This is a genomic window from Thermobifida sp. (assembly GCF_017577275.1).
Lineage (GTDB): Bacteria > Actinomycetota > Actinomycetes > Streptosporangiales > Streptosporangiaceae > Thermobifida > Thermobifida fusca.
Genome location: NZ_PITY01000019.1, coordinates 65475 through 85085, shown reverse-complemented (window position 1 = coordinate 85085; position 19611 = coordinate 65475). Strand labels below are relative to the sequence as shown.

General features: G+C 67.7%; 15 protein-coding genes and 1 pseudogene. 8 read left to right on the top strand and 8 right to left on the bottom strand.

Features of this window, described 5'->3' with window-relative positions:
* Positions 1-167: 167 nt before the first annotated feature.
* From CW348_RS04550 to CW348_RS04540, 3 genes and pseudogenes are all read left to right on the top strand, one after another.
* Positions 168-2487, top strand: a pseudogene (locus CW348_RS04550) (FdhF/YdeP family oxidoreductase).
* 185 nt (positions 2488-2672) lie between these two features.
* Positions 2673-3095, top strand: a complete 423-nt coding sequence (locus CW348_RS04545; RefSeq protein WP_104612719.1) for a hypothetical protein — start codon at positions 2673-2675, stop codon at positions 3093-3095.
* Positions 3096-3202: 107 nt separating this feature from the next.
* Positions 3203-5656 carry a SpoIIE family protein phosphatase gene (locus CW348_RS04540; protein WP_061783689.1) on the top strand — a complete coding sequence of 818 codons (2454 nt, stop codon included), beginning with the start codon at positions 3203-3205 and terminating at the stop codon, positions 5654-5656.
* Positions 5657-5686: 30 nt separating this feature from the next.
* Here CW348_RS04540 and CW348_RS04535 read toward each other — a convergent pair whose 3' ends face one another.
* The gene (locus CW348_RS04535) at positions 5687-6592 is read right to left on the bottom strand and encodes a LysR family transcriptional regulator (RefSeq protein WP_011292166.1); all 906 of its coding nucleotides are present in this window, start codon (positions 6590-6592) and stop codon (positions 5687-5689) included.
* An 84-nt stretch (positions 6593-6676) separates the two neighbouring features.
* On the opposite strand from CW348_RS04535, the gene CW348_RS04530 reads away from it, so the two are divergent.
* Positions 6677-7609, top strand: a complete 933-nt coding sequence (locus CW348_RS04530) for a threonine/serine dehydratase (RefSeq protein ID WP_011292167.1) — start codon at positions 6677-6679, stop codon at positions 7607-7609.
* 19 nt (positions 7610-7628) lie between these two features.
* Here CW348_RS04530 and CW348_RS04525 read toward each other — a convergent pair whose 3' ends face one another.
* From CW348_RS04525 to CW348_RS04500, 6 genes are all read right to left on the bottom strand, one after another.
* The gene (locus tag CW348_RS04525) at positions 7629-8474 is read right to left on the bottom strand and encodes a glycosyltransferase family 2 protein (protein ID WP_011292168.1); all 846 of its coding nucleotides are present in this window, start codon (positions 8472-8474) and stop codon (positions 7629-7631) included.
* A gap of 282 nt (positions 8475-8756) precedes the next feature.
* Positions 8757-9110 (bottom strand): DUF952 domain-containing protein, encoded by a 354-nt coding sequence (locus tag CW348_RS04520; RefSeq protein ID WP_011292169.1) that lies wholly within the window; start codon positions 9108-9110, stop codon positions 8757-8759.
* 284 nt (positions 9111-9394) lie between these two features.
* Positions 9395-10927: an aminopeptidase P family protein gene (locus CW348_RS04515; protein ID WP_011292170.1), complete on the bottom strand. Its 1533-nt coding sequence runs from the start codon at positions 10925-10927 to the stop codon at positions 9395-9397.
* Positions 10928-11277: 350 nt separating this feature from the next.
* Positions 11278-11427 carry a DUF397 domain-containing protein gene (locus CW348_RS04510; protein ID WP_081430414.1) on the bottom strand — a complete coding sequence of 50 codons (150 nt, stop codon included), beginning with the start codon at positions 11425-11427 and terminating at the stop codon, positions 11278-11280.
* A 426-nt stretch (positions 11428-11853) separates the two neighbouring features.
* A complete protein-coding gene (locus tag CW348_RS04505; protein WP_258076861.1) occupies positions 11854-12123 on the bottom strand; it encodes a DUF3099 domain-containing protein in 270 nt (89 codons plus the stop codon).
* 20 nt (positions 12124-12143) lie between these two features.
* Positions 12144-13469 (bottom strand): phosphoribosyltransferase, encoded by a 1326-nt coding sequence (locus CW348_RS04500; RefSeq protein WP_011292172.1) that lies wholly within the window; start codon positions 13467-13469, stop codon positions 12144-12146.
* 323 nt (positions 13470-13792) lie between these two features.
* Here CW348_RS04500 and CW348_RS04495 point away from each other — a divergent pair, with 323 nt between their 5' ends.
* Together CW348_RS04495 and CW348_RS04490 are read left to right on the top strand one after the other, a co-directional pair.
* Positions 13793-15157, top strand: a complete 1365-nt coding sequence (locus CW348_RS04495) for a cytochrome P450 (protein WP_011292173.1) — start codon at positions 13793-13795, stop codon at positions 15155-15157.
* A complete protein-coding gene (locus CW348_RS04490) occupies positions 15124-16245 on the top strand; it encodes a cytochrome P450 (RefSeq protein ID WP_011292174.1) in 1122 nt (373 codons plus the stop codon). Before CW348_RS04495 ends, CW348_RS04490 begins: the two co-directional genes overlap by 34 nt.
* Positions 16246-16335: 90 nt before the next feature.
* Here the strand turns inward: CW348_RS04490 and CW348_RS04485 are convergent, their stop codons facing one another.
* Positions 16336-16677 carry an XRE family transcriptional regulator gene (locus tag CW348_RS04485; protein ID WP_227480881.1) on the bottom strand — a complete coding sequence of 114 codons (342 nt, stop codon included), beginning with the start codon at positions 16675-16677 and terminating at the stop codon, positions 16336-16338.
* Between the two features lie 551 nt (positions 16678-17228).
* Here CW348_RS04485 and CW348_RS04480 point away from each other — a divergent pair.
* Together CW348_RS04480 and CW348_RS04475 are read left to right on the top strand one after the other, a co-directional pair.
* Positions 17229-18608 (top strand): amylo-alpha-1,6-glucosidase, encoded by a 1380-nt coding sequence (locus CW348_RS04480; protein ID WP_104612720.1) that lies wholly within the window; start codon positions 17229-17231, stop codon positions 18606-18608.
* A gap of 277 nt (positions 18609-18885) precedes the next feature.
* A complete protein-coding gene (locus CW348_RS04475; RefSeq protein WP_016188810.1) occupies positions 18886-19554 on the top strand; it encodes a class I SAM-dependent methyltransferase in 669 nt (222 codons plus the stop codon).
* The last annotated feature ends 57 nt before the right edge of the window (positions 19555-19611 follow it).

Genomic DNA, 19611 nt, shown 5'->3' with positions numbered 1-19611 from the left:
GCCCGGGCAGGGCAGCGGGCTCGGCCCGCGTCCGCACCCGGTCCGAGTCCGCTTCCTTGTCCCGGGCTTTCTGTGCTTCTCCGCGGCCCTCAGGTGGGAGAGAATGAGGGCGGTCCGGCCTGTCCGGGCCTGGAGTGGACGATTCTGAGCCGGAGAAGGGCCCGAGCATGTCACGCGCGCCGCAGGAAGACCCCCGTCAGGACACGCCCGCGATCAGCGCTCCGACCCGGTCGGCCGCGGGTATCCCGGCGGTCATCAACAGCCTGCGGGTGGTCAGCCGCCAGTCCGGTGCCGCGCGCGGCCTGGCAACCTTGCGTGACGTCAACCAGAAGACAGGCTTCGACTGCCCGGGATGCGCCTGGCCGGAGGGGAAGCGCCGCCACCTCGCGGAGTTCTGCGAAAACGGCGCCAAAGCGGTGGCGGAAGAAGCGACACGCCGCGCAGTGACCCCCGAGTTCTTCGCCCGCTACTCGGTGGCGGAACTGGCCACCCGCTCCGGCTACTGGCTGGGCCAGCAGGGACGGCTCACCCACCCGGTCTTCCTGGACAAGGGCGCCACCCACTACGTGCCGGTGTCCTGGGAGCGCGCTTTCTCCCTGATCGCTGAGGAGCTAGCCGCACTGGACTCCCCGGACGAGGCCGTGTTCTACACCTCGGGCCGGACCAGTAACGAAGCAGCGTTCCTCTACCAGCTTTTCGCCCGCAAGTTCGGCACCAACAACCTGCCGGACTGTTCCAACATGTGCCACGAGTCCTCCGGGGTGGCGCTCACCGAGACGCTCGGCGTCGGCAAAGGCAGCGTGCTGCTGGAGGACCTCTACCAGGCGGATCTGATCATTGTGGCCGGGCAGAACCCGGGCACCAACCACCCGCGGATGCTCAGCGCCTTGGAGAAGGCCAAACGCGGCGGCACCCGCATCATCACGGTCAACCCCCTGCCCGAAGTGGGGCTGATGCGGTTCAAGAACCCGCAGAAGGCGCGCGGCATTGTCGGGGGCGGCACCCGGCTCACCGACCTGTTCCTGCAGATCCGCCTGGGCGGGGACTTGGCGCTCTTCCGCGCCTGGAACCGGATGCTTGTCGAAGCGGACCGGGACAACTCCGGCTCAGTGCTGGATCGGGAGTTCATTGCCGAGCACACCCACGGCTTCGACGCTTTTGTCGACGAACTGTGCGCCGACAGCGACGAGAAGTTCTGGGCCGACGTCGACACCGCCACGGGCCTGCCGCGGGAGCAGATCACCGAAGCACTGGAGATGATCCAGGCCAGCAAGCGGATCGTCGTGTGCTGGGCGATGGGGCTGACCCAGCACAAGCATTCGGTGCCCACGATCCGCGAGGTCGTCAACTTCCTGCTGCTGCGCGGCAACGTGGGCCGCCCCGGAGCAGGCGTGTGCCCGGTCCGCGGGCACAGCAACGTGCAAGGCGACCGCACTGTCGGCATCGTGGAGAAGCCGAAAGAGGAGTTTCTCGACGCGCTCGGCGCAGAATTCGGGTTCGAGCCGCCGCGCCACCACGGCTATGACACGGTGCGAGCAATTCGTGCCATGCGGGACGGCAAGGTGGGGGTGTTCTTCGCGATGGGCGGCAACTTCGTGTCCGCCTCCCCCGACACGCTTGTCACCGAGGACGCGATGCGGCGGTGCCGGCTGACCGTGCACGTGTCCACCAAGCTTAACCGTTCCCACGTGGTCACCGGGGCTCGGGCGCTCATCCTCCCCGCCCTAGCCCGCACCGACCGCGACCTGTCGGGCGGCAAGGAGCAGTTTGTCACGGTGGAAAACTCGATGGGGATGGTGCACTCGTCCCGCGGGTCGGTGCGGCCGCTCTCTGACCAGATGCGGTCGGAAGTGTCGATCGTGGCGGGCCTGGCCCGGCGGGTGTTCGGCCCGAACGACCCGGTGCCGTGGGAGGACTTCGCCCGCGACTACGACCTGATCCGCGACCGGATCGAGCGGGTCATCCCCGGTTTTGCGAACTACAACGAGCGGGCGCGCCGCCCCGGCGGGTTCCTGCTGCCGCATGCGCCGCGCGACAGCCGCCGCTTCCCCACCGCCACGGGGAAAGCCAACTTCACGGTCAACCGGATGACTCCGCTGACTGTGCCGGAAGGACGTCTGCTGCTGCAGACCCTGCGCTCGCACGACCAGTACAACACGACGGTCTACGGGCTCGACGACCGATACCGGGGGGTACGCGGCGGCCGACGGGTGGTCCTCGTCAACCCGGAGGATGCGCAGCGGCTCGGCCTGGCTGACGGCTCGTACACCGACATTGTCAGCGAATGGCCGGACGGTGTGGAGCGGCGGGCCGCCCACTACCTGGTCGTGTACTATCCGACGGCTCCGGGCTGTGCCGCCGCCTACTATCCGGAGACCAACGTGCTTGTGCCGTTGGACTCGACCGCGGAAGGGTCGAACACGCCCCACGTCGAAGTCGATCGTGGTGCGGTTCGAACCGGACAGCGGTCCGGTGGAGACTGGTTGAGCGCTTCCGCATCCAGGTTTTCTCCCTGCTCTCCGGTTGGGAAAGCGGTCCCTGGGTAACCGCGAAAGCAGACGCCGGACAACGCCACGGTTGGCCGGTCCCGGCCACGATGCGTCTTTGCGGCGCTTCTGGTGCATCACACCTAGAGAGGCGCCAACGGGGCGTCACACCCAGCAGGAAGGACAATGATGTCCACGACCGCTTCGCAGCCCGTTCGGCTCAACGCCCTGGAAATCGGCATCATCGCGCTCGTCAGCGACTCCCACGCCCTTGCCCGGTGCGGTCGCCCTATGGCTCTGTCTGTGGCCGGGCACGATCACCACATCGTGTCCGTGCAGCCTGTGGACGCGCCCTTGGAGACGCCGCTGATCAGCCGGGACGCGGCGCTGGCTGCACTTCCGGGGCGTGATGCCTCCGCAGACGAGGTGTTGGCCGCCGTGGCGGCATTGGCTAGGCGAATCGCCCCGCCCGGGCATCTGGTGGATGTGGGGGCGCGCGGGGTGTTTGTGGACGCCGCCGCCAAGACGCGCATCCCCGCACCCGTGGTCATCACGCCGCAGGAAGAGTGGGGTGCGGTCCGCGCCGTCGTGTCCCGCTGGGCCGCGTGAGCGGTCTGCGTCGACGGCCTCGCCAAACATTCACGGTGAAGATGCCCTGAACTGGGAAGTTCCCCTGGCAGCGGCGTGCTCGGCGACCAGCGTCAGCGAGGTGAGGCATGGACAGCGACAGCACTTTCCAGGGAACCTCCTACGATCCGGTTCCCGGTGGGAGCATGGCCTCTGCCACGGTTGACGTGCACGGCACTGTGGTGGCGTGGAGCTTGGGGGCCCAGTGGCTGTTTGGCTACCTCCCTTCAGAGGCGGTGGGTCGTCCGATCACCGAAGTGTTCGGGCTCGGCGGTCCCGCACCGATCGACTTCGCGTCGTATCCCGCGGCGTGGGTCGGCGAGGTGAACGCGCATGCCCGGGACGGTACTCCGCTGCCGTTGCAGTTGTATGCGCACCCGCTGCACGGCCCGCAAGGGATTGTCCACTGGTATCTGACCATCTTGGACCGGTCTGCGTCTCAGGAGAACCAGCCGCCGGTGGAGGACCCGGATCTGGCACACCTGCGCGAGTGGACGCTGGCCCAATCGCCGCTGCCAGTGGCGATCTTCAACCACAAGGGGCAGCTCGCCGAGATGAACGATTCGATGGCCCGCCTCTCCGGGATTCCCGTGCAAGAAGCCTTGGGGAAGCGGCTACGGGAGCTCACCCCGCTGCCGATCTTCACCGAATTCGACGACCTTGTGGCACGGACCCTGCGGGAAGGGAAGCTGATCCGCCACGAGGTGCGCAGCCAGTTGCGCGAGGACTCCCCGGAACGTGCCTGGACGCTGTTCTTTGCGCCGCTGAAGGACCCTGCCGGGCACAACCGGGGCGCCGCCTGCACGGTGTTCGACACCTCTGAGCAGTACTGGGCGCGCCGCCGCTTGGCCGTGCTGAACGACGCCAGCATGCGGATCGGCACCACGTTGGATATGACCCGTACCGCAGAAGAGACCGCGGAGGTGCTGGTCCCCCAGTTCGCCGACTCGGCTTTCGTGCTGCTGCTGGAGTCGGTCTTCAAGGGCGCGGAACCGACGTTCGCTCCGCTCCACGACCCGGTTTCCCTGCGGTGCCTGGTCCGCCGCTCCACTTTGCGGGAACCCCTCCATATCGAGGGGATCCCTGAACCGGGCAAGGTGGCGCGCTTCCCGTTGAACTCGCCGCTGGGCCGGTGCCTGTCGGAGCAGCGCTCGGTACGGTTCCGGGTGGACTCCGCGGAGCTCGAGGAATGGCTGGAACGGTACCCCGCCTACCGGGAGATCATCCAGGCGGCCGGGGTGCGGTCGTTCATGATGCTGCCGCTGCTGGTTGGTGGCCGCCCGTTCGGTCTCATCCTGCTCACCCGGCGCCACGGCTTGGCGCCGTTCAGCAAGGACGACCTGCTGTTGGCGCAGGACATTGCCACCCGGGCCGCGGCGCGGATCGACAACGCCCGCCGCTATTCGCGGGAGCGCAGCGCTGCGCTGACTCTCCAGCGGAGCCTGCTGCCGCAGCGGCTGCCGCACAATTCCGCGGTGGAGGTCGCCACCCGCTACATGCCTGCCGGTTTCCGGTTCGGGGTGGGCGGCGACTGGTATGACGTGATCTCGCTGTCGGGGGCGCGGGTGGCGCTCGTGGTGGGGGACGTCACCGGGCACGGGCTGCACGCTTCCGCCACCATGGGGCAGTTGCGCACGGCGGTGCGCGCCCTCTCGGATGTGGACTTGGTGCCGGAAGAGCTCCTCACCTACCTGGACGATCTGGTGATCCGACTCAACACGGAGGAGGCGACCTACTCTTCCGCCGAGGAAAGCCCTCGGCCGGACACCATGCCCGAGATCGGCGCGACCTGCCTGTATGCGATCTACGATCCGGTGTCGCGACGCTGCTCTATGGCGCGGGCCGGGCATCCTCCGCCTGCCGTGGTCCACCCGGACGGGTCGGTCGAGTTCGTGGCCATGCCCGCGGGGCCTCCGCTGGGGGTGGGCGGGGTGCCGTTCGAGTCGGTGGAATTCGAGGTGTCACCCAGCAGTCTGCTGGTGCTCTACACCGACGGCCTGGTGGAGTCGCGGACCACGGGCATGGACCAGGGGTTGGAGCAGTTGCGCGCGGTCTTGTCGCAGTCTTCCTCGTCGCTGGAGGGAGTCTGCGATTCGGTGGTGCGCACCCTGCTGCCGGCTGGTGCGATCGACGATGCAGCGCTGCTGGTGGCCCGCACCCGCGCCTTGGATTCCCGCAAGGTGGCCACGTGGGACCTGCCTGCGGACCCCGCAGTGGTGGGGGAGGTCCGCGCGTGGACGACACGGCAGTTGGCCGCGTGGGGGTTGGAGGAGTTGGCGTTCACCACCGAACTGGTGGTCAGCGAACTGGTGACCAACGCGATCCGCTATGCCAGCGCCCCCATCCAGTTGCGGCTGATCCAGGACGGGACGCTGATCTGCGAGGTCTCCGATGCCAGCAACACTGCGCCGCATCTGCGGCGGGCGCGGACCTTTGACGAGGGGGGACGCGGCCTGTTCCTGGTGGCGCAGCTCAGTCGCCGCTGGGGGACGCGACACCGCACCAACGGCAAGACGATCTGGGCGGAGCAGGCCCTGCCGTAAAGCGGTCCGAGCAGCTGAGCGGCTTCCGGTTCAGGCGAGGGCGCGCCGGGCAGCGTCCCGGAGGGTAGCGGCCATCGCGGCGACGGGCTCGGGCAGGCGCGGCCGGTATACGAGGAAGATGGTGCGGGCCAGGTCGGTCCCGGAGAGCTGGTGGGCGTGCCACTGGTGTTCGGGGTGGGTCCGGAGGATGGTGGCGGGGACGAGGCCGATACCCACGCCGGCACGGATCAGCGCGAGGGTGACCTCGTAGTCGCGGGTCTCGTAGGCGACGGTCACTTCCACGCCGGCTTCGGCAGCCGCGGTCTCCAAGGCGATTCGGTTGTGGATGCCGGGTGCACCGCAGATCCACTCTTCATCGGCGAGGTCGGCCAGGGTGATCCGGGGCTTGTCGATGGCTGGGTGCCCGTCAGGCAGGACGAGCATCAGGGGGTCGGTTAGGAGGCGTTCCCGGCGGAGGCCGGTGGCGGACGGCAGCTCGGTCCCGGGATAGCAGTGGGTGATGAGCAGGTCGAGGTCGCCGGAGGTGACGAGCCCGTAGCCGTCAGGGGGTTCCACGTCGCTGAGGGCGAGCCGCACGTGGGGGTGGGCGCGGCGGAATTCCGCGAGGGCGCTCGGCAGGAGGGTGGTGCCTGCGCTGGCGAAGGCGCCCAGGCTGAGGGTGGACGGGTGCTGGCCGAGGGTGGCGCGCACGGCCCGTTCCGCTTCGCGGAGTTCCCCGAGGACGCGTTCCCCGTGGTCGAGCAGGACCCGCCCGGCCTCGGTGAGCCGCACCCCGTTGCGGCCGCGTTCGAGGAGTGCGCAGCCAAGTTCCCGTTCGAGTTTGGCGAGCTGTTGGGAGAGCGCGGGCGGGGTGAAGGACAGGCGTTCCGCGGCCGCGGTAATGGACCCCGCGCGTGCCACTTCCACGAGGACTCGCAGTCGGTTCGCGTCGAGCACCACACCCCCATGCGGCAAGAGATTCTTAATCTTCTTTAGAAAGAGTAACTTTAACTTAATTCCTCTGGTGGGCAGAGTGGAACCATGACGTCACGCATCACTGTGTCCCGTCAGGTCCCCACGACCTTCGACGTCCACCTCGCTGTCCAACGCACCGCTCCCTATCTGCGTCGCACCCCGCTCCTGCGCACTCGTCTGCGGGGCCGCCCCCTGCTGCTGAAGCTGGAGCATTTGCAGCTCACCGGTGCGTTTAAACTACGCGGCGCCTTGAATGCGCTACTCACCGGGGACAGGGGTGAACGGGTGGTTACCGCCTCGGGTGGCAACCACGGCCTCGGAGTGGCCACCGCCGCGCACCTGCTCGGCGGTACGGCCACCGTGTACGTACCCGAGACCGTTCCCGCGGTCAAGGAGCGGCGGTTGCGGGACGCCGGTGCCGACGTGGTTCGGGCCGGCACCGAGTACGCGGCAGCGGAAGCCGCAGCCCGCGCCTACGCGGACACCGAAGGGCTCCGCTACATCCACGCCTACAACGACCCGGACGTGGTCGCAGGCCAAGGCACGCTCGGCCACGAGATCGTCGCCGACGCACCCGACTGCGATGCAGTCGCCGTGGCCGTAGGCGGCGGCGGTCTCGCCGCAGGCGTGAGCCTGGGCATCGGCGACGAACGGCTCACCGTCGCGGTAGAGCCGCGCGGCTGCGCCAGCCTGCACGCCGCATTCGCCGCCGGCGAGCCCGTGGACACCCCGGTCGATTCAGTAGCGGCCTCGGCCTTGGGCGCCTCCCGGGTGGGCGACATCCCGTTCGCGGTACTGCGCGACCGCAACGTGACCTCCACCCTCGTCTCGGACCCCGAGATCCTTGCCGCCCGCGACCTGCTGTGGGAGGAATTCCGGATCGCGGTGGAGCCCGCCGCGGCTACTCCCATGGCTGCCTGGCTGGCCGGGCACGTCCCCGGCGAACTGCCGTGCGTGGTGATCTGCGGCGCCAACGCCGACTGGCGTCCCCTGGACTGACCGGTGACGCGGCCACCGGTCAGGGGATAGGCCGCGACCCCGGTGCCGCCCCGCGGGAGAACAAACGGCGCAGCGACAGCCTCCCCTGCTCCGGGGCATAGGCGCGCAGCAGCAGCCCCACCAGCGGGAAGAGCACGACCAGCCCAGCCAACGTCAACATCCGCGCCCCCGCGGCCGCCCGGCGCTGCCCGTGCAGCGCGTAGGTGCGGTCCCAGGTGCGCAGATAGCGGTAGAGGTCGCGGAGCGGCCCCCCGATGCGGCGGGCGGAGACCGGGGCGCGCAGCCGGTCGCTGTAGCGCACCGTACGTCCCAACCGGTGCAGGTGGATCGCCAAGTCCAGGTCTTCGAAAATGTCCGGCCCGGGACAGGCGTGGTCGCGGAGCTCCCGCCAGCATTCCTTGGTCACCGCCATGTTGGACCCCCACAGCATGGGGTGGCCGGAGAGCACCCGGTTGACCCGGTGGCACAGCAGCCGCTGGGCGGCCAGCCCGGTGCGGCGCAGCGGCGCATCGTAGAACCAGGACGGTCCGGTCGCGGCCGCCACGTCCGGATCAGCGAACGCTTCCGCGAGCCGCTGCGACCAGTCCGGTTCCACCACGGTGTCGGCGTCGATCCGCCCCAGAATGTCTCCGGTGGCTTCGTCGAATCCGCGATTGCGCGCTGGGATCAGCCCTTGGACGGTTTCACGGATGACCCGGACCCCGTACTCGCGGTACTTCTCGGCGATCTCCGCGGTGCGGTCAGTGGAGTTGTTGTCGACGACGAGGATCTCGTCCACCGGCACGATCTGGTTCACTAACGCATTCAGACAGCGTTCGATCACCGCCTCCTCGTTGTAGGCGGGCACGACCACCGAGATCTTCATCGTCTCCCCACCGTCCAGGCCTGGGTCAGTTGACTAAGACCGGCCGGCGGGACGGGCCGCGTCACCCAACCGGCTCCGCGTCCCACCGGCCGCTGCACCGCACTGCGCGGATCATCCTGTTGCTTCGACTGCCGGAGTGACCGCACCCGATTCTCCATCGGACGCATCCGCACACTAGTGAAACCGCGGGTGATGTCTCCATTCACCGCTAGCCCCACAGCATTCCGGACAGGCCCGCACCGAGGAAAGCCCGGGACGCGGGCGCGCCGGGCGGCGCGGCGGTCAGCAGCGGGGGACGAGCGCCGTGTAGCGGCCGCTCTCGTCCCGTTCGAGGTCGAGCAGTGCCACCACCGCAGAGCGGTCGATCGGGCCGTAGACGTGCCGGAACACCACCCCGTCTTCGAATCCGGGCGGTGCGGGGACGACCCGCTCGTCACGGACTTCCACCCCTTCGGCGAGTCCAGCCTCGTCGATGACGAGGGCGATCACCGGGCTGGGCGGATTGCGGAAGAAGGCGTTGGCGACCCGCAGTGTCATCTCTTCGTCGGCCACGCCGTGGATGAATCCATCCCGCTGCAGTGACGCGGGAGCATACGGGCGATCAGGGTTGGCCCGCCATCTCTCAATCGGTGCCACGTGGTAGATCACTGAACATTTCTACCGCGATTTTCGCCTTCTTCGTCACGTTCTTCCGCGGATCACGCGTTCTCCGACTTGAAATCCCAGGACAAGTTGAGTGAGAAGTTTGTCTCCCTAGAGGCAGGGTCGGGCTTCTGCTAGAAAGTTGTCTATTTTCTGTTTGTTTGCAGCGGAGATTCCCCACCGCTTCTCCGCGGATGTTCCCAAAAACGCACGGGGCGCCCCGGCAGGCCAAGCGTGCTGCCGGGGCGCCCCGTGCGGGTGGCGAACGTCAACCGCTCTTATGAGGAGCGGGGCAGGAGTTCCGCCATCCACGCTTCGACGTCCGCGGAAGTGCGCGGCAGGGCTGCGGACAGGTTGCGGTTACCCTCCGGGGTGACGAGGATGTCGTCTTCGATGCGCACCCCGATCCCGCGCAGTTCCTCGGGCACGGTCAGGTCGTCGGGCTGGAAGTACAGGCCCGGCTCCACGGTGAGCACCATGCCGGGCTGCAGGATGCCGTCCACATAGGCTTCGGTGCGCGCCACCGCGCAGTCGTGCACGTCCAAGCCGAGCATGTGCCCAGTGCCGTGCAGGGTGTAGCGGCGCTGCAGGCCGAGTTCCAGCACGCGTTCCACGGGCCCTTCCAGCAGCCCCCATTCGATGAGCCCTTCGGCGAGGACCCGCTGCGCGGTGTCGTGGTAGGCGCGGAACGGACGGCCGGGACGCACTTCGGCGATACCCGCCTCTTGGGCGGCGTAGACCAGGTCGTAGACACGGCGCTGCACGTCGGTGAACCGGCCGCTGACCGGAAGAGTCCGGGTGACGTCCGCGGTGTAGAGCGTGGTGGTCTCCACACCCGCGTCGAGCAGCAGCAGGTCACCGGGGCGCACCGGTCCGTCGTTGCGCACCCAGTGCAGCGTGGTGGCGTTCGGCCCGGACGCAGCGATCGTGCCGTAGCCGACATCGTTGCCTTCCACGCGGGCCCGCAGGAAGAAGGTGCCTTCAACGTAGCGTTCCGAGGTGGCCTGGGCCTGCGGCAGCGCCCGGACGACGTCTTCGAAGCCGCGGACCGTGGAGTCGACGGCCCGCTGGAGCTGGGCGATCTCCCAGTCGTCTTTGACGAGACGCGTGTCGTGCAGGAAGATCGCGAGCTCTTCGTCGCGCTTCTTGTCCTCTTCCGCGGTAGTGCCTTCCGAGGAGCGGCGCAGCGTGACCACCGCTTCCAGGGTCGAATCGTGGCCCCGCAGGATCCGGGTGGGTGCCTCAGGGGCTTCGCGCAGCACCTCAGGCAGGGTGCGCACGTCGCGGGTGGGCAGCCCGTAGAGGGTGGCTGCCTCAGCGAGGCTGTTGCGGCGGCCCACCCACAGCTCCCCGTAGGCGTCGAGCCAGAATTCGCCGTTCTCCCGGCTGGAGCGGGGCCGCAGGTAGAGCACGACGTCGTGACCGCCGTCCTCCCGCGGCTCGAACACCAGGCAGCCGTCCTCGGACTGGTCACCGGTCAGGTACACGTAGTCGCTGGCCGCCCGGAAGGGATAGTCGGTGTCATTGGACCGGGTCTTCAGGTTTCCGGCGGGGATCACTAGCCGTTCACCGGGGAACCGGGCGCTCACCGTGGCGCGCCGCTTCGCGGTGTAGGCGGCTTGTTCGATGGGCTCCAGGTCGCGCCGTTCGGTATCAGCCCAGCCGGTGCGCATCCAGGCGGCAAGCTCAGGGGAGACGTCTTTATAAGGACCGTTCTTGCGCCCCTTGAACTGCGGTTGCGCGTCCTTCTTCGCGCCGCGGTCCTGCTGGGTTCCGGGGTACTGCTGCTCGGTCACGGCTGCCCTCCTCATCGCGTGTCCCACCCGGTCCAACCCCGTGAAGGGTGGTTCTGTTTCCCATGCTAGGAGGAGGCAGTCGTGAAAGGCCTTTCCGGTCATCGGGACGCAACGGAACGGTGAAAGTTTCATCTCACCAGGCCGCCAGCGGGGTATGCCCCGAAGAGAGGCGCGGCAGCCTTAAGCCGTCGCGGGCCCTGGAACACGCCCCGCACGCTCGGGGATCGACCTCCCCTGTCCAGGTGAAGGCTGCCGAGCCTCCCCCATCTGCGGCCCGGGTGCGAACAATCTGACCGTCGAACGCGGCCGCGCCCCGCCCTGTCGGGTGTCCCGACTGCGGCTGCCCCAGCGGCGAGGAACGCCTGTCACTCGACAGCGGGGAACGCCAGATACCTCCGCTCGGGATGCTGAGCATCCCGCACCGCCGCACCAGGAGCAGGGAGAGGAGCTGCTTCGACGCAGCGGGGTTCCGGGCGGCTGCAGCTGCTCTTACGGAACACCGGTCCGTGATTCATTCGCTGCTTCTCAATCTTTCAGGATCATTGAGATGATTTCAGCGGCGTGCGCTGCATTCACTATCGCTCTCCGCAATATCCCCAAAAGCGGCGATCGACTGCTGCACGTCTTTGGGCCGTTCCAAGCAGAGCGTTTCCACGCACACGATGGTGGGGCCGAGAAGTCGGAAGAACCCCAGAGTAGTGAACGAGGCAGTCAGCGCGGTGTGGGCACCACAGCGAGAAAAATCTGCACATCAATGAGTGCATTTTGCCCTATGCGGTAGGTAACGCCGTTTCCATTCACCTCGCGGCCAACGAGGAGCAGACGCAGCAGGGCCGGCTCATCGAGGAAAGCCCGCGCCGGTGTCGAGGACGCGTGAGCGGCCCGGTCCGCTCACCGCAGTTGCGTAGCCCCTCCCCGCTCCCCGGCAGGGCATGCGGGGGTCAGCGCGGGGCGTTCGGGCCGTACCTCGCGTCGTGGTTCTTCGGGTCCCGCGGATCGGCGATGTTGCCGAGGATCACCGCAACCGGCGGGATTGCCGCGGCCACCACGCACATCACGATCCCCCAGTCCGCTCCGGCCAGGGCGCCCACCGGAGCGGCCAAGGCAAACAAGAGCAGGCAGACCGTCATCAGCACGACATAGCGTTGCTTACGGCGCGGCTGGGTCTGCCAGCGCCGCCGCAAGGCACCCCGGTGCTTGGGCTTGGGCACGGCTCGCAGCCCGTCCGCGGTCAGCCCTGCACCGGGCGCGGCGCCGACGCCAAGTGGGTGACGAACCAGTCGCGGGCCAGCTCCGCCACTGTCTCCAATGCGCCTGGCTCCTCGAACAGGTGGCCTGCCCCCGGGACGATGGTGAGCCGGTGTTCGCTGCGCAGCCGCACCTGGGCCTGCCGGTTCACGTCGAGGACGTGCACGTCGTTGCCGCCCACAATGAGCAGGGTGGCGGCACGTACCGACTCCAACGCCTCCCCAGCCAAATCCGGGCGGCCGCCGCGGGACACCACGGCCTGCACATCACTGTCCGGTGAGGCCGCCGCCACCAGTGCCGCCGCGGCCCCCGTACTCGCCCCGAAATAGCCGATCGGCAGGTGTGCGGTCTCCGGGCGCTCCCGGATCCACTCGGCTGCCACGGCGAGCCGCCCCGCCAACAGCTCGATGTCGAACACGTTCTCCCGGTCCTGAGCTTCGGCTTCGCTGAGCAGGTCGAACAGCAGCGTGCCCAAGCCGCCCCGCTGGAGTTCCGCGGCGACGTAGCGGTTGCGCGGCGAATGCCGTCCACTGCCGCTTCCGTGGGCGAACACCACCATGCCCACGGCCCGTTCCGGCACGGTCACATGCCCGGGAAGGCGGATCGGTCCGGCCTGGATCTCCACTTCTTCGTCCACCCTGCCCGGTGCGGGCGTCTGCTCCACCCGCGGACGGGCGGCCGCGCGCGCCAGCAGCTCGGTGACTTCCCTATCCGGTGTCTGGGTGAAGTCGGTGTACCACTGGCCGATCGCGGAGAAGATCTCCGGCACCAGGGGGCAGATCACCTCGTCGGCTTCCTCTTCCAAGCGCGCCACTGCGTCCGGCGCGCCCACTGGGATCGCCACCACGACGCGGCTCGCCCCCAGATGTCGAGCGACCTGGCAGGCGGCGCGCGCCGTGGAACCGGTGGCAACCCCGTCGTCGACGATCACGGCGGTTCGTCCCCGCAGCGGGATGCGCGGCCGGTCTCCGCGGAACTGGCGGATCCGGCGTTCCAGTTCCCGGCGTTCGCGTTCCTCTACCTCCGCGAAAGCTTGCTCGCTCACCCCGGCCATGGTCATGGCTCGCTGGTGAACGATGCGGGCCCCGTCCTCACCGATCGCACCCATGGCCCACTCGGGGTGGAACGGCACGCCGATCTTGCGGACCACGATCACATCCAGCGGGGCGGAGAGCGCGGTAGCGATCTCGAACGCTACGGGGACGCCGCCGCGCGGCAGGCCGAGCACGACGACGTCCTGGCCGGCGAGCCGCCGCGCCACCTCTCCGGCGAGCCGCCGTCCCGCATCTGTCCGGTTGATGTACGACATCTGGGTCCTCCCCGGCACAACTCCCGTGGGGCAGGCGCTACCCGCGAGGTCTCTTCTAATGCGGAAAGACCACCGTCCCTCCGGACATCACCTTGTTTCCACGGTTTTGCCCCTGTAAGGGGACTACTGCCCCGCTATCCCCATGAGGGGCATGACATTCGACCAGAAATCTGTTCATGATCTTGAATTGTGAACATGATCCTGTCTTTCATGTGCCTGTTGTCTCGACTCCAGGGCGGTGGTCAGTGACCCATCCGCTTTACCCTGTGGGCAACTCCGACACACCTCACGATCGCAACGCGGGTTCGTCCGAGGGCTGCCCGGTGTCGCTCGACGACCGCGAAGCGCTGCACCGTCTCGCGGTACCGGTCTACGGGGAACTCGATGCGGACCTGCCCGACGTACTGGAACGGCTGCGGAAGCAGTTCGGGCGGATCGCTCCTGTGGAGGTCGCGCCCGGAGTAGCCGCGTGGATCCTGCTGGGCTACGACGTCAACCGGCGGGTGCTGCAGGACTCTGCCGAGTTCGCCCGGGACCCGCGCCGGTGGCGGGAAGCCCGTGAAGGGCGCGCCACTCCGGAGAAGGTGCCGGGACCGTTCTGGTACTTCCGGAACGCGCTCGCCTCCGATGATCCCGACCACAGCCGCTACCGTCCGGTGATCGTGGACGCGCTCAGCGGGATCACCGCTGACGGCACACGGCTGGCGGTGCGGCGGATCGCCACTGAGCTGCTCGCTCCCGTGGCGCTCACCGGGAAAGCAGACCTGGTTGCCGACTTCGCGTTCCGGGTGCCGCTGCTGGTCCTCAACCGCTACTTCGGCCTGTCCGCAGAGGAAGGCCTCGAGCTGGTCGAGCTGATGCGGCAGGTGTGGGACGGCGGTGAGGAAGCGGAGAAAGCACGGCTGGGCCTCTTCGCCTACGCCCAGTCGGTGACCGCGCGCCGGCGCGAGAATCCGGGAAGCGACATCGTCTCCCGGATGGTCCGCCACCCCAACGCATTGGACGACGAAGAGATCGCGCACCAGCTCATCCTGCTTATTTCAGCGGCACACGACCCGCTGATGAACCTCATCGCCAACACCGCGCACACCCTCCTCACCGACGAGGAGGTCCGCTACGACCTGGCCGGCGCCCACCTGCGGGTCGAAGAGGTCGTGGACACGGTGCTGTGGCGGTCTCCGCCGATCACGCTGCTGCCGGGGCGCTACCCGGTGCGCGACACCCTGCTGGAAGGCGCGTACGTGCAGGAAGGCGACTGCTTGATCATCGGCTACGGTCCGGCACACGCCGACCCGGCGGTTGCCCCGTACATCGACCCGCTCAGCCCGTCCGGGATCCGCGGCCACCTGGCGTGGGGGACCGGGCCCCACGCGTGCCCGGCGCAGCGGATCTCCCGGCAGATCGCGGTCGACGCGGTGAGTGCGCTGCTGGACCTGTTGCCGGACGTGCGTCTCGCGGTTCCCCCCGAGTCGCTGGAGCGGCGCCGTTCCCTGTTCGCCCACGGACTCAAGGCGCTTCCTGTCACCTTCACCCCCGTCGACATCACCCCACCAACGGAGGCACCATGGCAGCAGTCCCAGAACCCATCGTCCTCGTCCCAGGAAAATCCCGCGAGCAAGCCCTCCAGCTCCGTGAAGCGGGGCCGCTTGCCCGAGTGGTGGTCGAAGGTCTGGAAGTTTGGGCGCTGACCCACGACCGGGAGCTGCGGGAAGCACTCATCGACCCCCGGTTCCGCCGCAACTGGCGTACCTGGCGTGCGCTCAACGAAGGCGAAGTGGCCACCGACCACCCGGTGGCGGCGATGGTGTACCTGGACAACATGCTCACCGTGGACGGTGAAGCCCACCGGAGGATGCGGAGCCCGGTGGCACAGGCGTTCACCCCGCGGCGGGTCGAACTGCTGCGTCCGCGGGTCACCGAGATCGTCAATGCCCTGCTGGACCAGCTTGCGGAGCGGGACGGTACTGTCGACTTCAAAACCGAGTTCGCCTATCCGCTGTCCATGCGCGTGTTCAGCGCGCTGTTCGGAATCCCCGAGCGCGACCACGGCCGCATGCAGCAGATGGTCAACACGGCGTTCTCCCCGTCCTCGCCGGAGGAAGTGCGTGCCATGCGGGAGGAGTTGGACGCCTTCCTCGACGAACTGATTGAGGACAAGCGCCGCTCCCCTGGCGAGGACCTCACCTCTGCCCTCGTCACAGCCACGGACGAGGAGCACAAGCTCAGCGACGCGGAGCTGCGCGACACCCTGTGGCTCCTGGTCACTGCCGGGTTTGAGACCACGTCCTCTGCGCTTGCCAATGCGGTGCAGACGCTGCTGACGCACCCCGATCAGTTGGCGCACCTGCGGTCCGGATCGATCGCGTGGGAGGATGCGATCGAAGAGGTGTTGCGCCAGTCCAGCAGCGTGGCGACGCTGCCGTTCCTGTTCGCAGCCGAGGACGTACAGATCGGCGACCGCACGATCCGCGCCGGGGAACCGGTGCTGCTCGCCTACTTGGCGGCCAACCTCGACGTTGAGCGGTACGGCGAGGATGCGGCCGAGTTCGACGCCACCCAGTCGCGGCCCCGGCACTTGGCGTTCGGCCACGGACCGCACACCTGCCTGGGCGCGGCCCTGGCCCGCCTGGAGATGGAGGTGGCGCTGACGACGCTGTTCACCGAGTTCCCGGAGGTCAGCCTCGCTGAGGGGGAGGCGCCCCGTCTGGAGTCGGTGTTCATCCACGCCCCTGCCGCGCTGCCGATCCGGCTGGGTCCCCGCCGGACTGCCGCATAGCAGCGGGATGTAACAAGTCACGTGCCGTCCACTGTGCGACTGCCGTCACGGCACTGGGCCGCGCGATAGTCCCAGTGGACGGTCCGTACGTTATGGCGCGGGATCGCCGACCTGGTCCGGCTGCTTCTCCCACGGCCGGGGCAGCAGTCCGAGGAAGTGGCCGGGAATCCGCATACCGTCGCAGATCTGGAGGATCTTGTCGTAAGTGGTGACTGCTCCGTCACCCCGGGCCAGCCGTCCCACCCGCTCGGGTTTGATACCGCAGGAAGCGGCGATCTTGCTGTAGCTGATGCCCGCCCACTTCCGGGTGAGGTAGAAGAGCTTCCCAAAGTCCCTCTGGGCTAGCGCCTCCTGGACGTCGGGCCGTTGCAGAACGTGCTCGGGGAGTGCAGCCGGGGGAATGTAGTCGCTCATCGGTTGTCTCGCAGGCACCGCCAATCATCAGCCGCGTCGTCCACGGCGTTTACTCGCGGACGGTCTGGAATGCAAAAAATCCGACCTTTATTTCGCGATGATCATAGCGTCTGTCAGAAAGCTTCGTCTGGCAACCCTTTCTTATCCCAGATCCTGCTTCCTTTAGTCTGCCCGCCGCGCCAATGCGCATCGCGAGCCAGGTTAGGCGCTGGACCGGTGTCAAACCCGCGGGCGCGGGTCTGCGATCCTGGTTCTGCACCTCCGCGAGGCTGCGGTGCCGCCGCACGATGGCTGGCAGCCCTCTCGGGTGTGTGAATCGGTGTGACCGGCTGGGCTGCCGGGGAGCTGCCCGCACGGCGGAACATCAAGGGCGGTGCCGCCGTTCGCGCTTAATGCACAGCGTTATCGCTGATCAGACACCCCCAAGGGGTGCCAATCCGAGGCTGTGCCTGTAAAGTTTTATTAACGTGCTCGCCGCCCGTCCCCCAAGTTCACACTAGGCGTCCGAGCACTTCCGCAGCACCACAATCCACCGCGCTCGACGTGCAGCTTGCTCCTTGGAGACTTCCATGACCACGGGCTCCATCGGCCTGTTTACTCCCCACCCACAGCGCCCCCGTTTGGGAAGTATCGCGCTTGCCTCTGGGGCGGCCTGGGTCCTGGCTGGCAACGACACCGGAACCATGGTGACGGCCTCGCCGCGTCTCTACCCGCACATGTGGAGCTGGGATTCGGCGTTCATCATGGTCGGCCTGGCCCAGTTGGATGTGGACCGCGCCTGCCGGGAAATGGAAACCCTGCTGAGCGGACAGTGGGAGGACGGCATGATCCCCCACATCGTGTTCAGCGACGAAGACGGCTACTTTCCCGGTCCCGACCGTTGGCAGACGGCGGTGGTGTGCGAGCACGCTCCCGCTCGCCCGCACACTTCCGGTATCTGCCAGCCTCCGGTCCACGCCATCGCGCTGCGCAAGATCGTCGATGCGGGACGGCGACGCTCCGGCGCGGACCGCCGCCGCGCCGAGGCGCTGCTGCGGTCCACCTGGCCCCGGCTGTTCGCGTGGCAGCGGTGGCTGGCCACCTACCGGGACCCGCTCGGCACCGGACTGATCGCGGTCACCCACGGCTGGGAGTCTGGGATGGACAACTCGCCCCGCTGGGACTCCCCCTACGCGGCGGTGCAGCCCGGGGACGACCTTCCCCCCTATGTGCGCCAGGACCTGGACAAGGTGTGCGAGGCGGACGAGCGTCCCACCGACGAAGAGTACGACCGCTACCTGTGGCTCATCGAAGAGATGCGCCGCGTCGGTTACCGGGCCGACGAGGTGGTGCGGATCGGCAGTTTCCTGGTGGGCGACGTGTTCTTGACCGCGCTGTTCGCGCTCTCCTGCGACGTCTTGGCCAACCTGGGGGAAGAATCCGGCCAGGACCCCGAGAAGATCGCCCAGTTGCGCCGGTGGGCTGCGCGTTCCCGGACGGCGGTGCTCGACACTCGCGACCCGGAGACCGGACTGGCCCGCGACTACGACATGCGCGCCCACAAGTGGATTGCTGCGCCCACCATCGCCGGATTCGCGCCGCTGCTGAGCGGCGGACTTGCACCGCAGGACCAGGCGGCGCTGCTCGCTACGCTGGAAGGCCCCGACTGGATGGGCCACCCGGACTTGGTCGCTGCAACCCCGCCCACGGTGTCCCCTTCCTCCCCCCAGTTCATGCCCAAACAGTACTGGCGAGGGCCGCAGTGGCCAGTGATTAGTTGGCTGTTCAGTTGGGCGATGCGCCGCAACGGCTTGCACGACACTGCGGCCCGCATCCGGGAAGAGACGCTGCGGCTCGTGTCGGACGGCACCTTCGCCGAGTACTACCACCCACTGACCGGTGCACCCCTGGGCAGCCGCAGCCAGTCATGGACTGCCGCGGTCGTGCTGGACTGGCTCTACGAAGACTAATCCGGCGGTTTCCGCTGCAGCATCGCCCCTTCTGCTCCCGCCCAAGGGTGCTCGGGTTTTTTCTTTCTCTTTCCCGTCATAACACGCCCGGTTTGGGATATTGGGATATATAGCGTTGAATGCAACGGTCAATCCGTTATTCGGGGCTGCTGCTACCCGTTTCTCCTTCGGGCGTGACTCCAAGATCACTAAGGGGTAAGATCACATCCCATTTCCGGGTAACTGTACTTTCTGTCCAGCCAGCAATTCCGGCGAGCATGCAAGGGGCGATAACGCTATGACTGGCGAAGCGCAGGACACCACCGGTACCGAGACGTGGCGAGACCGAGCAGCGAGCCTCGCCGCAGCGTTTGACAATATCGGCGACAACTACGACGAAGCCTTCCCCCATAAGGAAGGCCAGATTGAGTCCGTGCAACGGCTCTCCAGCCGGCTCCCCCAAGGAGCTCGTGTTCTTGACCTGGGCTGCGGTACCGGACTGCCCACCAGTCGCCAGCTCGTGGACGCGGGATTCCAGGTGGTCGGCACCGACATCTCCCCCACCATGGTGGAACTGGCCCGCCGCAACGTGCCCGAGGCGGAATTCCGGGTCGCCGACATCATGGGCCTCTCCGAAGAGCAGGCCTACGACGCCGTGGTCGCGTTCTTCTCCCTGCTCGTGCTGCCGCGTAAACGCATTCCGGAAGCTTTGAAAGCCATCCACCGGGCTTTGGTGCCCGGCGGCTGGCTCTGCCTGTCCATGGTCGAAGCAGACCTCGACGACGTGCCCATCCAATTCCTCGGCCAGCAGGTGCGGGTGAGCTGCTACCCCCGTGACGAGCTGCGCACCGTCGTGCAAGACGCAGGTTTCTCCATCGAAGACGAAACCGCCTTCTCTTACGCCCCGGCCAGCACCCAGGCCTATCCCGAAGTTCAGCTTTTCCTCATCTGCAACCGCGTCGGCTGAGACATTCCTCCTGGTCGCAAAGTCGGGGAAACGGGGCAGAATCCCTGGTGGTGGGGG